We start from the raw sequence: 14,758 nt of genomic DNA, 5'->3' as shown, positions 1-14,758 counted from the left end.
CAAAAAACAACGATGAAGAATATCGGTCTGGACTTCTATCTGCTGAGCGACCGCATTTCCGGCAGCTTCGACTTTTTCAGAAATGACATTACCCGCCTGCTGGGATATGCTTCGACCTCCCCGCTGGCCATCTACGAAACCAGACCGGTCAACGGAGGCCATTACTACAGAAGAGGATGGGAGCTGATGCTGGATACCAAAAACATCGTCGGAGAATTTACATGGAACACCTCGCTTACTTTCTCCAAAACAAATTCATTCTAGAAGGAAAGGCTGCCCAACTATGACTACCAGATTTATCAGAAGAGAGAAAATGAGCCGATGAACGCCTATTACTATTACAATGTGACCGGCATCACCAACACCGACCGTTCCAATATGCCGGAATCACAGAAGTCATTACAGGCAGAGGCCCAGCTGTCCGATTATCGAGGACAAAAACAAGGACGGTAAGATAGATGAAAACGATATCTACATGAAAGATAATTCTCCGGCTGTTTATGTCGACTTCGGCAATACATTTACTTACAAGAACTTTGAATTCAGTTTTTTTATGTACGGGCAGTTCGGCATACAGAAGTATAATATCGCCTACAGTGCCGCACAAGCCGGTCCACTGGCAGTCGACTATCCGGAGAATTCAAACAAGTTTACCTATCGCCTCTGGAACTCGCAGACAAATCCCAACGGAAGCCGTCCCAGTCTGGCCATTGGCAAAATGGGAGCATTGCCGGGCAATGCATGGGTGAATACAGATATGGAAAACGCATCATTCATGAGAATGAGAAATATCACGCTGGCTTATAACCTGACCGGAAACCTACTCGGTTCTCTGCAAAGATATGTACGGAATATCAAAGTGTACGTGGATGCCCAGAATCCTTTTATACTGACCAAGTTTCAAGGATTCGATCCGGAGATATATACCGGAGGAGGCGGAGCCGGCGGAGGTTCCAGAGGTGAATATCCTCAGACACGTACCTTCTCTCTCGGAGCTAATATTACTTTTTAAATGAACTTAAGAAGATTTGCAGAAATGAAAAAAATAAGATTGATAAGACTGTTTATTGCAACAAGCCTGTTAGTATTATGTAGTTGTGAGGATAATTTCGATCCCAAGATATTCGGAACTTTAAATCCCGACAACTTCCCTTCGACGGAGACGGAATATAAAGACTATGCCCTGGCGTGTTACTTGCCGTTCACCACAACGTGGACTTACTACATCGGTACAGAACTGAGACAACATGGCTTTTATATACCGGAAGGCGGCATTCTCAGAATGTTTGAGTCTCCTTCGGACAATATGGCTGTCTGGGGCACGGGCTGGGGAGAGTGGCTGAAATTTTCACAGGCCGACTTCAACAATTGTATTTACTATGAACGTTCCTGGGTGAGCGAAGATAACATCAACCACATACCCAAACTGGGACAGATCACCAGATTCACGGAGATTATCTCCACATTGGAAAAAGCGGATGAAAGCATCTTCCACACCATCAGCAAAAAGCAACTGCTGGGCGAAGTTCATTTATGCAGAGGTCTGATGATCTATTATCTGATGCATATTTACGGTCCGCTACCCGTCATCACACAGGGAGAGGACGTTACCAACGAGGAAGCACTGAATAATCTGGTCAGACCTTCACTGGAAGAAATGACGTCATGGATTTACAACGACTTTGAATTTGCAATAGAGAATCTCCCGGAAACAGTGGAAGAAAGAGGACGCTATACATCGGATTATGCCAGATTCTGCCTGATGAAACATTGCCTCAACGAAGGAGAGCATATGCCGCATTACTATAAGAAAGCACTGGAAATGTATCAGGAGCTGGAGGCTACCCATCGTTACAGCCTCTTTAAAGAAGGGGACAATCCGTATGTGGATATGTACAAAGCCAAAAACGACTTTAATTGCGAGATTATCATGGCTTTAAGCTGCGATCCGTCTGCCGACGGAGGAGACAGCAGCGGCAACTTCTTCCCGCTGTCCATGCTGACCACTCCGAATGATGCCTCCAAAGTAGATATAGACGGACATCCTACCCCATTCTACTATCAGAGAAAAGGGTGGGCACAATTCTACAATGTATCTCCCAAGCTGTATGACAGTTACGACTCCAGAGACAAACGAAGAGCCGTCATTTTAAATGAGTATTGGGTAGATAATGGCACGGGAGGAGTGACCACGAAAAGAACCAAAGAAGGCCTGGGAGTCAGATGGGACAGATACATTATCAATAAATTCCCGATAGAGACAAACACGGTCTTTCAGGGAAACGATTTCCCACTGGCACGCTGGGCGGATGTTTTACTGATGATGGCGGAAGCGGAAGTGCGCAAATCCAATGCGGCCCTTTCTGCGGAGGCTGTCAGTGCCGTCAATGAAGTGAGGAACAGAGCGGGACTGGATAACCTGTCCGCCCGGCAAACAAGCTCTAAAGAATCCTTCCTCGATGCGATTCTGGAGGAAAGGGCGAAAGAGTTCCTGTACGAAGGACAGAGGAAAATCGATCTGATCCGGTTCAACAAGTATGCCCAGCTATGCCGGAAAGTAAAAGGCGTATCACCTACACACCAGTATGTACCGCTGCCCAACTATTTTGTAGAACAGGCAAAGTCTTACGGAAAAGACCTGCAACAAACTTATTCACGTCCCGGATGGAGTGAAGATTTATCAAAAGCTACTAACTAATCAACTTATTATTATCATGAGAAAACATTTACTACTGAAACTCTTATTTGTGTGTTTTGTATTAACCAGCCCCAGCGTCAAAGCCGGAAACGGAGGGTATCTTTTCGCACACATGAGACATGAGGATTACGGACGTCTATATTACTACATCAGCAGGGATGCCAAAAACTGGACCAAGCTGAACAACAACGAACGGGTGGTTCCGGAATACAGGGGGCATCCCGACATCATGAAAGGCAGGAATGGACGCTACTATATGATCGGCGTATCTGAAAAGACACAGAATCCCATCCTTTGGACTTCCAAAGATTTAGTAAAATGGAAACAGGAAAAAGAGTTATCTGCCGAACCATTTATCCATATCGAAGGCTACTTTACAGAACGTGCCTGGTTTGGCGCTCCCAAACTTTTTTATGATAAGGATTCAGATCAATATCTGATTACCTGGCATGCCTGCAAGGCAGGAGCCACCGGCAACGAAGAGTGGAAAACCATGAGAACTTTTTATATATTGACCAAGGATTTTGAGTATTTCACAACACCTGAACGTTTGTTTGACTTCCAGAATGAGGCAGACCGGGAAATGGCTACGATTGATGCCATCATCCGAAAAATCAATGGCAGTTATTATGCCGTTATTAAAGATGAAAGATGGCCTGAAGACGGAGTGCCGACAGGCAAAACTGTCAGAATCTCCCATTCCCGGAATTTAACCGGTCCATATACTGATCCCGACCAGCCGGTGACTACTCCTTATACTTACTATGAAGCTCCTATCCTGATGCCCAAACCGGACAATGACGGGTGGATGATCTTCTCTGAGAAGTATCCGCATGAGTATGTCCGTTTCCAGGCAGGCAGTATGGATGCCGAAAAATGGGACTGTACGGATCTGACTATTCCGGATTCACGCCACGGAGCAATGGTCCGCATCAGTGAGAAAGAGTATAAAAAAATACTGTCCGGTTTCAAACACTAAGAAAAGATCAATTATATAGATGATGTTTATGAAAAAGAATTTGTATATCGTTCTCTTATGTTTTTTCTGCCTGAACCTCTCTGACATACAGGCGAAGAACCGCTGGAGCATCAATCCGGATAATGATCCGGATTCATTTGCCTGAATAAAAAGAATGCAACTTCCTTAATCAATTATTTGCCCGTCCCCTCCTCTTTTGGGGGCAAATAAAAAACACAGCTAAAAATACGGTTCCTCCGGTAAAGTTCAATCTATCCTATTCAAAGAGTAAGAAGAAAAATATATCTTTGCACCGAATACCCGGCAGAGGATGACTGTGCCGAAAATAATATAGATTATGAATATACTGTTACTTATCGGAGGATTGATTCTCATTTTACTAGGAGCTAACGGACTGACAGATGGTGCTGCTTCCGTAGCCAAACGTTTCCGCATACCTTCTATCGTAATCGGACTCACGATTGTTGCTTTCGGTACTTCCGCCCCGGAACTGACGGTGAGTGTCGCATCTGCTCTGAAAGGAAGCGCAGATATCGCCATCGGCAATGTAGTAGGCAGCAACATATTCAATACATTGATGATTGTAGGATGCACGGCACTCTTTGCTCCGATTGTCATCACCCGGAATACTTTACGAAAAGAGATTCCACTCTGTATCCTTTCGTCTGTCGTATTGCTGATATGTGCCAATGATATATTTCTGGATAATGCCACAGAAAATATATTGAACAGAGTAGACGGTTTGCTTTTACTCTGCTTTTTCGCTATCTTCATGGGATATACATTTGCCATCGCTTTTCCCAAGTCTTCCGCTACACCGGAACCGGCAGAACATGCGGCAGTCCAGGAAGAAGAAATCAAATTGCTTTCGTGGTGGAAATCAATCCTCTATATCATTGGCGGATTGGCAGCCCTGATCTATGGAGGCCAACTGTTCGTTAACGGAGCTACGGGCATTGCCCGCAGTATGGGCGTCAGCGAATCTATCATCGGACTGACACTGGTAGCCGGAGGAACTTCTCTGCCGGAACTTGCCACTTCTATTGTAGCCGCCCTGAAAAAGAACCCGGAAATAGCTATCGGAAACGTAATCGGCAGCAATCTTTTCAATATTTTCTTTGTATTAGGATGCAGTGCCAGCATCACTCCCCTTCACCTCAGCGGAATTACCAACTTCGATTTGTTCACACTGGTAGGTTCCAGCATTCTGCTCTGGCTGTTCGGACTGTTCTTTGCCAAGCGAACGATTACACGTATAGAAGGAGGTATTATGATACTTTGCTATGTGGCATATACGATGGTACTGATTTACAATACGTAATCCGGCAAACCACATTAAAAAAACAAAAGGCTTCCGGCAATTATGTCCGGAAGCCTTTCATATTTAGATCCAAAAAGAAGAATCTATTCCACCTCAGCTATAGTCAAAACATTCACGCCATACTTTCCATCTCTGGAAATCCACCAGTCCGTATCTCCATTAGCGCAATGGATAGCATAACGAGGATTATATCTGAGCCTGTCCGATCCGTCCGGTATCCATAACCCTAACTGATAAGTTCCGGCAGGAATCGAAGCCGGGAGTTTAAGAGATAAATTTACCGTGTGCATCAATGAGGTATAGGTCGAATCATTCGGTTCAAACGGTTGCCAGTTCAAAGGATTGGCATCCGTTGGAAATTCCGTAACTTCTCCTTCCTTATCTATCAGCACGAAATAAACAGGATGCTCACCAAATACAGTGGCAAAGCCTCTGTTCTTCAAACTTAACTTCAGCATGTTCTCTTCTCCACCCACGAATTTTGAGGGAAGCTGAAGTGACTGCAGTTCAATCCGATAACCCAGATGATCTCGTATGTAATCAAACACATTACGCTTTACCTTCGTTCCGTCTTTCTTCCGGAAATAGCTGTCGGACACAGGCATATGATGCTGGAGAAGAGAGTCTTCCGTTATCATCGTTTTTTTCCAGACTACCATAGAGTATTCGGGCGGGTTATTTTCGTCAAACCGATTGTTGGGATGCTGTTCTTTATAGTTATGTATAACGCTCAAGGAAGTATAGTGCTGGAGGAACAACCGTCTTGCCGCCTGCACACCGTCAATAATCCATCCGGCAGAAGGACTGTCCGGATCGGCTCCTACACTCCAAAATCCCCAGGGCAGTTCACCGTCAACCACTAAATAAGGAGATTCCGCCACTATCTGATCAAACTTGGGAGTTCCTTCGTGCATGTCGGCATCCCATCTGTCAGGACGTATGACAATAAAATCATCATGGAAAGAAAGTCTCTTATAAAGCTCCGGTTTATCCTTTAACAGATTCTTGAATTCAGGAAGTCTTACTTGTACATTTCTCTCCGCAGGTACTACAGAAAGCAGTTTCTCCAATACGGCAGCCTTTGTTTCTTCCGAGTTTTCCAATCCTTGAACTGAACTATGCCATTCTCCCCATGCACCGATCATTCCGGCTTGCACCACTAAAATCAGATCTCTATTTTTCTCCAGAAAAGGTTTCAACTGGTCCAGATGATCCAGTATCTGTTCGCCGGTAGGACCGATGGGTGATCTCCCCATAAAGTCCCGTTCATAGGCAAAACGCAGTACAGCCTTTTTCCCTTGATTTTGCAGTTCATCAAAATAAGCCTGCATGGTCCGGAAGTTTTCTTCAGATAGCTTCTCGCCTATTAAATAGGTAAGATAAAAGTAACTCTGTGCCAGTGACACACTATCGGAGATATATTTAGCGGACAATTCATCCAGTTCTTTGGTAGGGCTATCTTTTTCGTGCAGTACATCCACGGCTGTTTCCAGCCGGAATCCTCTTCCGGGATTGTACAATCCATGTTCTCCCTGCGCATCATCTACACAAATTCCACGAAACTCCAGAGTCCGCTGTGAATTACCGCACCCGCCCGCCAACAAAGCAAACATGGCAACAACCATACTGCTACATATCCAATTCCTTTTCATAGTCTTATTTTTGTTTACCGGACAAATGTATAACAAATCCGGAGACAAGCATCACCCTACAGTCATTTTGCACAAGAAAGTATCAGTATCTGATAAATAACGCAAAAGTATTAGTGAATGCTAAAATTGTATTTGTCCCACTATCGGAATAATCCTACCTTTGCCGTATCATTCGTTATGACAGTTCATGATCGTAAGATTAATCTTAAAAATAAGGCAATACATGAAAAATCTCAATTGGTTATTACTATTCATTATTCTGCTGATTCCGATAAAAAGTATCAGTGCCAAAAAGAAAGCGGAAAAGAGTGACAGAGAAATCTGGTGTGATATAATGTACCGAATGGCAGCCCCTGTATTGAGTAATATGAGCGAAGGGCTTCTAAAACAGAATATGCTGGTTGAATTAAGTCCGACATGGGACGGACGCAATAAGAACGTCACCTACATGGAATGCATCGGACGTTTAATGGCAGGGCTGGCACCCTGGCTGTCACTGCCGGATGACGACACACCGGAAGGAGTCCGACGCAGGCAACTTCGTGAATGGGCATTGAAAAGCTATGCCAATGCCGTAGATCCGGATTCCAACGATTATTTGCTATGGCGTCAGGAGAATCAGACATTGGTAGACGCCGCTTTTATTGCAGAGAGTTTCTTAAGAAACTATGACGCTTTATGGATGCCATTAGACAGCATCACCAAACAACGATATATCGCTGAATTTACTGATCTCAGGAGAGTAGACCCTTCTTATAGCAACTGGCTGTTGTTCAGCGCCACTGTCGAATCATTTCTCCGGAAAGCAGGTGCATCCAGCGATACCTATCGCATCAGTTCTTCTCTGCGTAAAATAGAAGAATGGTATATAGGAGACGGCTGGTACTCGGACGGTCCTAATTTCGCTTTCGACTATTACAACAGTTTTGTCATACATCCTATGTATATAGAAACACTGGAGATCATTACCGAAGCCGGCAAACATAAAAAGATTGGAAATATGCCCGGCTGTAACTATCATGAAGCGATCAAACGCGCGCAACGATTCGGAATCATTCTCGAACGCCTCATCTCTCCGGAAGGTACACTACCTGTCGTCGGACGGTCTATCACTTACCGCACAGGCTCCTTACAGACCTTGGCCCTGCTCGCCTGGCGCCATTGGCTACCCAAAGAATTACCAAACGGTCAAGTACGTTCTGCTATGACGGCAGTCATCAAACGTATGTTTGGAGACAATCATAATTTCAATGAAAAAGGCTTCCTTACATTAGGATTCAATGGTTCTCAGCCTGATATATCTGACTATTATACCAACAATGGCAGCCTATATATGGCATCTCTCGCCTTCCTGCCGTTAGGTCTCCCTGCCGATGCTCCATTCTGGACAGATGCTCCACTGCCTTGGACGTCGAAAAAAGCATGGGAGGGAGAAGATTTCCCGAAAGACCACTCTTATCATTGCAACAATTGATAATCAATATTATACTATAGTTTCCATTCGTACTGAAAACTATTATTCATGGAGTTGTGTCAAAATGCTGGCACACCCCCATTTTGTTTATATAATTCCCCAATAATCCGAAAATTCTTCCAAAATAGTGTCTAATAAACTTGGAGACCGTTTATAATAAACCCTTCAACTATTTATTAAAAACATTGTGACCGTTTATTCTAAAACTGTAAAGATATTATCTCTAACAAAAAGAGAGTCTATTCATCTTTGGAGAAGAAAACTATGTTGACAGTTAATATTACATACAAAAAACGTATGCGCATAAATTTACAATCAGGATATCGAAAAGCAAAATCAAAATATAGAGCATCCAAAGAAATAGTATAAAAAGTATTAGTATCTGCTAATATTATATTTGTCTTCCCCCTAAAATAGTCCTACCTTTGCCTATCATTAGTTAGGGTCCTCCCCATTAAATAATGAATAAAACATTAACCATATAAATAACAATATCATGAATAAACAAACCTTTTTAACCCTACTTGCTACATTCGCCCTTCTCTTCAGTTTCACCTTCTCCTGCAATGCCAAAGGAAAAGATAAAGCCAAACACGTTGTCTTCATCGGTTTAGACGGCTGGGGAGCCTACAGCCTTCCTAAGGCAGATATGCCCAATGTGAAGAAACTGATGGAAGACGGTTCTTATACGTTGAAAAAGCGTTCCGCCCTCCCCTCTTCCAGTGCCATCAACTGGGCATCCATGTTTATGGGAGCCGGACCGGAACTACACGGATATACCGAATGGGGATCTAAAACTCCGGAACTTCCATCACGCGTATTAAACAAGAACGGTATCTTCCCGACTGTTTTCCAGTTGCTGCGCGATGCTCGACCGGAAGCAGAAATCGGCTGTCTGTACGAATGGGAAGGTATTAAATATCTGGTAGATACACTCTCTCTAAATTACCACTACCATGTGGCCGACTGCAATAAAACACCCAAAGAATTAGGTAATATGTCCTCTTCTTACATAAAGGAAAAACATCCGGCATTGGTAGCCATCTGTTTCGACGGTCCCGACCATACGGGACATACAGAAGGACATGATACTCCGGCATATTATGAGAAACTTAAAGAACTGGATAGTTATGTCGGACAGATCGTTCAGGCAGTCAAAGATGCAGGAATGCTGGATGATACTATTTTTATATTAACTTCCGACCACGGAGGCATTGATAAAGGACACGGAGGCAAAACAATGCAAGAGATGGAAACCGCTTTCATTATATCCGGTAAGAATATTAAAAAAGGCCTCCGATTCGACGATGTAAGTATGATGCAATACGATGTGGCTTCCACAATTGCCCGCATCTTTAATTTAGAACAACCACAAGTTTGGATAGGTAGACCCATGGAGATTGTTTTCAAATAATCATTCAAGATGATTAATAGGAAGAAGAAGAGACTAGAAATAACGAGTTTCTCCTTTTTCAATTTAACTCTTGGCACTATCATTATATAGGCTACAAAAATTATTTCCTATAAGTAATAAAATGGGGAATCATAACAGTTTTATTACTTATAAGTAATAAAACTCCTTCTTTTATAGCTGTTAATTACAGCATAATACTTGCATCAAAATACATATCCTTATACCTTTGCCCTCGATAACAAAACAAAATATAACTTTCATCATATAATGTATAGCGACAAATGAATATTATACCCCGAAAATTTGCCTTCCCCCCAATATACTCTATCAGCATCCTTCACAGGCAATCCAGCGAATTCAAACAGCATCAAAAAAACTGATAGCACATTTGTCCTTTCGCAGAATCAGCTTGAAATACAAAACGATAGAATTGTATTAGTAAATGATAAAATACTACTTGTCTGACGGAGTAAAGCCAAGTAACTTTGCCACATATTAAATAACAAAAATAACATGCAATGAAAAACAAACTATCTTATCTTATTGGAGTAGCGTGTCTATTGTGCTACACAAGTACATTTACTTCTTGTGTCAATGGTGTCGATGACGAATATCTTGAGCAGAAGTTTACAGAAAACAATGGAACTGACGAAGAAGGTGATGAACTCCCTGATCTAAATGGTGATTATAGTATAGAAGGAGATTATGAGTTAATTATGACTTGCAACGGAGAACCCCTTGAAGGAAAAAAAGTGGTTATGGCAGTGGATGAAACAAATGAATCAGCTACTATCACCTTTGCTGCCGCAGAAACTGATTTGGAAAGTATAATCGGCTTGATTCCCGGTGCTAACCTGATTCAAGGTCTGGGTCTTAAATATACAGGCAATAGCCCGGTTCCGGGAGAAAAGGAAATCACCATTACGAATGTTCCTCTATTCAGAAATGGAATGAATTATATGTTCAAAGGTAGCTATATCCAGCCAACATATACTATGGACTATGAAGGGAAAATTGAAGACGAAAAGCTGACTGTCGATATAAATTACGAACTGACAAATCAAAAACTGGCAGGCACATGGAATCTTGCACCGGTTAACACCAATGCGATGATGGAGGGAATAAATTGCGTAACAACTTCTCCATTGTGGATTAACTGGGACTCTCAAGTAGCAATTGATCCCGGCTATATTGAAGGAGTAGACAATTTAAAGCAACAACCTAACGGAATATTTACATATCTTATTGTTATATTAGGTGATCCCATAATGGCAGATTATCTTCCCATCAACTTGCCTGTTCAAAAATGGATATCAAACCTACTGAAGAGTGTGACAGCTAAACCCAATGGCGGTATGTATGCTATTTATTCATATAGCGGTGATCTTGAACATCCACAATGGAGCAGCTCAGACGGCATGCCTCACAATGCAATGCGTTACTACTACGATCCCGAAAAACCGGATGAAAAAATACACCTTGAACTCAACTCGGGTTTACTCATTGATATTATCCAAGGATTTATAACCCCCGTCTCACGCGGGACCCGTGCTGAAATAGACTATGGAAATACAAAAGAAATAGCCAAACAACTGGTTAAATTATTGGTTCCGATGCTCGAAAAAGGTATCCCTTGTGATTATGAACTTAATGGTGACAAATTAATACTTAACATAGACGGAGTTGCATTGAGAGACATTTTAGCCAAATTAGTAGAACTGGCAAATGACCCGGCGGCAAAGACCGTTATTAACGAATTTCTTGACAGCCAAAGCTTAGGAGCATATAAAGAAAATATAGCACTGCTACTGTCGACACTTCCGAACGCCTTAAAGTATCAGAACTATGACGAGAAGAGTGGAGTTGGATCCGGCGAATGTACTTATGTTAAACTTGGATTAAAATTTGTCAAAGAATAATGTAAGGTTTATGATCATAAGGTACCCTCAGATAACATCACATCTATTTTCATTGCAGTAAGAAATGAAAGGAGAGAATCAAAGCATTCTCTCCAATTCAAACTACATTTATTGATTGCTGATACATTAAGTATGAGCCATCAATCAAGAAGATAAATGTGCAGTACCTATACCTCATACCTCCCCAAAAACAATATATGTTTAATACCCTAAGTATTATGAAAAAAAGATTTTATTTATTCTTTATATTATGCCTCATAACCCTTTCCGGATTTGCCCAGGAAATAAAGGTTACGGGTGTAGTAACGGAGGCTTCGACCAATGAACCGATGCCCGGAGTTACAGTTCAGGTGAAAGGAACCACCAACGGCACTATCACAAATTTAGATGGGCAATACACCATTCAGACAAAGATGAACGACATACTCGTTTTCTCGACTATAGGCATGAAAACAGTTGAAAGAAAAGTTTCTTCCAACTCTCCCATCAATATCTCAATGTCAGAAGACAATGTTCAGCTGGATCAAGTGGTCGTTATCGGCTACGGTACGGTAAAGAAGAGCCACCTCTCGGGGGCTGTCAGTTCCGTAGGAACGAAAGAACTGAATGGAGATGTAGCAACTTCTGCGGCTAATGCATTACAAGGAAAAATTGCGGGTGTGTCCGTCATGAGTTCAAGCGGTAACCCGAATGACGGAACTACGATCAACGTTCGCGGTATCAGCTCTTTATCCAACAATGCTCCACTATTTATTGTTGACGGTGCATTCGGCGATATCAATATGGTAGATCCCAACGACATCCAGTCTATAGAGGTATTGAAAGATGCGGCTGCAGCTGCCATCTATGGTTCCCGTGCAGCAGGCGGTGTAGTATTGATTACCACCAAAGGCGGTCGCAAGGAAATGCCGACCAAAGTGGACGTTAATTTCTTCACAGGTGTTCAGCAGAACCCTAAAAAACTGAACGTACTGAATGGCGAAGAATACAGCCGTTTCGCACGCTATTACGGACTTGCCGCTGATGGTTATGGTGCAGAAACCGATGCAGTGCCATATACCGGTGAAGGTACGGACTGGCAAGATGTCATACTGAATACAGCCATGGTGTACAAAGCAAACGTAGCTGTCACAGGCGGTTCAAAAAACGCATCATTCAGTGCATCCGGTGGCTATCTGAATAAAGACGGCATCATGCGCAACAGCAGCCACGAATCTTATAACATCCGGTTGAAAAGCGACTTCAGCTTTCTCAACAACCGCGTCACTGTAGGCGAGTCTTTAATCCTTCGCATGGCAGAAGGCAAAGGCGGTACGGATCAGGATACGATGAACGGCTTGTTGCGTTTCCCCAGCGTTATTCCTATTTTCGACCCGGAGAACGCTACAGGATGGGGTACCTCTGCAGACATCAACCTTCCGAACCCTTATGCAATCTCTGAAATCAATGATATTACGAGCGAAAGTACACAAATCTTTCTGAACGCATACCTCCAAGCTGAAATCATCAACGGATTAAAATACAAGTTGAACCTGGGTATGAGAAGAAATCACACGAAAAACCGTAATTATACAGGCGTATATGACTTGGGGACTTATGGAACCAATGAAGCACCGGACCTTTCGGAAAGTTTTTCAAGCTTCGACTCATGGGTACTGGAAAATACGTTGAATTATGACCGCACCTTCGGCAAGCATACAGTTTCGGGAATGGTAGGCTATTCTGCACAGAAAGATAAAAGCTACGGACTGAACGGAAGCAACTCCGACCTTCCGAAATTTATCGACACAATGACCGGCAACGTGACTACCATGAAATCCAGCAGTTCCATACACGAACAGGCATTGGTTTCTCTCTTCGGACGTGTGATGTATTCATACGACGACCGTTATCTGTTCTCTGCTTCTATCCGTCGTGACGGTTCATCACGCTTCAAAGACGGACATCGTTTTGGCAGCTTCCCCTCAGTCTCTGTGGGATGGAACATCAACCGTGAAAAGTTCTTCCGCCCGTTGGAAAACATCTTCGACCAAGTGAAACTGCGTTTAAGCTACGGTAAACTGGGTAATCAGGAAATGGACAGCTATTATCCTACATTGAGTGTGGTAAGCGACGGTATGAACTACCTGCAAGGCAACTCGATATGGTTTGGTAAGCTACCTTTTGTAAATGCCGTATCACCGGACAACCTGACATGGGAAAATACGGAAACTTACAACATCGGCCTGGACGTAACTTTACTGAACGGGAAACTGGCACTAACCGCAGATGCTTATATCAAAAATACAAATAATGTATTGCTGCCGATTCCTTACGCCTCTTCTACCGGTATCAACGGACTCTCCATCCAGAATGCGGGACAAGTACAAAACAAGGGTATCGAAATTTCCGCTACATGGCGCAGTTCTATCGGTGACAAAGCAAACTACTACATCGGCGCCAACCTAAGTACGGCAAACAACAAGGTGACTGAAATCAACGCCGGCGGAAAGTATATGTCTATCTCCGGTTATTCGGCTCACGGAGCAGGCGGACGCGGTATCAACATGTTTAAGAAAGGACATTCCATGTCTTACTTCAACCTGATTGAAACAGACGGTATCTTCCGCAGCATGGAAGAAATCGAAAACTACAAGAACAGAAAAGGTGAACTGATTCAACCGGGTGCACAAGTAGGCGATGTACGCTACAAAGACTGGAACGGCGACGGAAAAATCGACACGAATGACCAGCACGACGTAGGCAGCCCCCTTCCTAACTTCACCTTCGGACTGAGGTTAGGCGGCGACTGGAACAACTTCGACCTCAACATCTTTATCGACGGTGTGGCAGGCAACAAGATTTATAATTATCCGCGCTATTGCCTCGAATCAGGCGCATTCAACGGTAACTTAAGCACGAACGTCGCCAACTCATGGAGACCGGATAACCCGAATACCGACATGCCCCGTTTCTCAAAGGTAGACGGTACGGACAATAAACTGGCTTATACCGACAGATGGCTGGAAGACGGCTCTTACGTACGACTGAAAACGATTGATATCGGTTATACCTTCCCTAAACAATGGCTACAAAAAGCTATGATCCAGAACCTGCGTCTTTACGTATCTATGGAAAACCTGCTGACCTTGACCAAGTATACCGGCTATACTCCCGACCTGGGCGAAAGTTCTTCTACCGGCGTGAGCTACAATGTTTTCTCAAGAGGAATTGACCAAGGCCGTTACCCTATTCCACGTACATTTTCCTTTGGAATCCAGTTAGGTTTATAACATACTAAGATTAATACATTGAAACATTG

At 43.2% G+C, this 14,758-nt stretch carries 11 protein-coding genes; 10 read left to right on the top strand and 1 reads right to left on the bottom strand.

What is annotated here, in order from left to right:
- Positions 1 to 12 precede the first annotated feature (12 nt).
- From BLW31_RS24840 to BLW31_RS15155, 6 genes are all read left to right on the top strand, one after another.
- Complete coding sequence (locus BLW31_RS24840) at positions 13 to 264, top strand: TonB-dependent receptor (protein WP_010535802.1); 252 nt, start codon at positions 13 to 15, stop codon at positions 262 to 264.
- A gap of 57 nt (positions 265 to 321) precedes the next feature.
- A complete protein-coding gene (locus BLW31_RS24835) occupies positions 322 to 453 on the top strand; it encodes a hypothetical protein (protein ID WP_022301271.1) in 132 nt (43 codons plus the stop codon).
- A 22-nt stretch (positions 454 to 475) separates the two neighbouring features.
- Positions 476 to 1,012: a hypothetical protein gene (locus BLW31_RS24830; RefSeq protein ID WP_010535803.1), complete on the top strand. Its 537-nt coding sequence runs from the start codon at positions 476 to 478 to the stop codon at positions 1,010 to 1,012.
- Between the two features lie 24 nt (positions 1,013 to 1,036).
- Positions 1,037 to 2,698, top strand: a complete 1,662-nt coding sequence (locus tag BLW31_RS15165; protein WP_010535804.1) for a RagB/SusD family nutrient uptake outer membrane protein — start codon at positions 1,037 to 1,039, stop codon at positions 2,696 to 2,698.
- Between the two features lie 16 nt (positions 2,699 to 2,714).
- A complete protein-coding gene (locus BLW31_RS15160) occupies positions 2,715 to 3,677 on the top strand; it encodes a glycoside hydrolase family protein (protein ID WP_029425117.1) in 963 nt (320 codons plus the stop codon).
- 337 nt (positions 3,678 to 4,014) lie between these two features.
- Positions 4,015 to 4,998, top strand: coding sequence for a calcium/sodium antiporter (locus BLW31_RS15155; RefSeq protein WP_010535806.1), 984 nt, complete (start codon positions 4,015 to 4,017; stop codon positions 4,996 to 4,998).
- An 83-nt stretch (positions 4,999 to 5,081) separates the two neighbouring features.
- Here the strand turns inward: BLW31_RS15155 and BLW31_RS15150 are convergent, their stop codons facing one another.
- Positions 5,082 to 6,650 carry a DUF4832 domain-containing protein gene (locus tag BLW31_RS15150; protein ID WP_022301273.1) on the bottom strand — a complete coding sequence of 523 codons (1,569 nt, stop codon included), beginning with the start codon at positions 6,648 to 6,650 and terminating at the stop codon, positions 5,082 to 5,084.
- A gap of 223 nt (positions 6,651 to 6,873) precedes the next feature.
- Here BLW31_RS15150 and BLW31_RS15145 point away from each other — a divergent pair, with 223 nt between their 5' ends.
- From BLW31_RS15145 to BLW31_RS15130, 4 genes are all read left to right on the top strand, one after another.
- The gene (locus BLW31_RS15145) at positions 6,874 to 8,124 is read left to right on the top strand and encodes a DUF2264 domain-containing protein (RefSeq protein ID WP_010535808.1); all 1,251 of its coding nucleotides are present in this window, start codon (positions 6,874 to 6,876) and stop codon (positions 8,122 to 8,124) included.
- Between the two features lie 496 nt (positions 8,125 to 8,620).
- The gene (locus tag BLW31_RS15140) at positions 8,621 to 9,538 is read left to right on the top strand and encodes an alkaline phosphatase family protein (RefSeq protein ID WP_010535809.1); all 918 of its coding nucleotides are present in this window, start codon (positions 8,621 to 8,623) and stop codon (positions 9,536 to 9,538) included.
- A 518-nt stretch (positions 9,539 to 10,056) separates the two neighbouring features.
- Entirely contained in the window at positions 10,057 to 11,457 is a 1,401-nt protein-coding gene (locus BLW31_RS15135) for a DUF4925 domain-containing protein (protein ID WP_010535810.1), read from the top strand.
- Between the two features lie 218 nt (positions 11,458 to 11,675).
- Positions 11,676 to 14,729 carry a SusC/RagA family TonB-linked outer membrane protein gene (locus BLW31_RS15130; protein ID WP_022301275.1) on the top strand — a complete coding sequence of 1,018 codons (3,054 nt, stop codon included), beginning with the start codon at positions 11,676 to 11,678 and terminating at the stop codon, positions 14,727 to 14,729.
- The last annotated feature ends 29 nt before the right edge of the window (positions 14,730 to 14,758 follow it).

The sequence above is a fragment of the Bacteroides faecis MAJ27 genome (assembly GCF_900106755.1).
Lineage (GTDB): Bacteria > Bacteroidota > Bacteroidia > Bacteroidales > Bacteroidaceae > Bacteroides > Bacteroides faecis.
The sequence above is the reverse complement of the archived record's forward strand: the minus strand, read 5'-3'. Positions and strand labels throughout refer to the sequence as shown.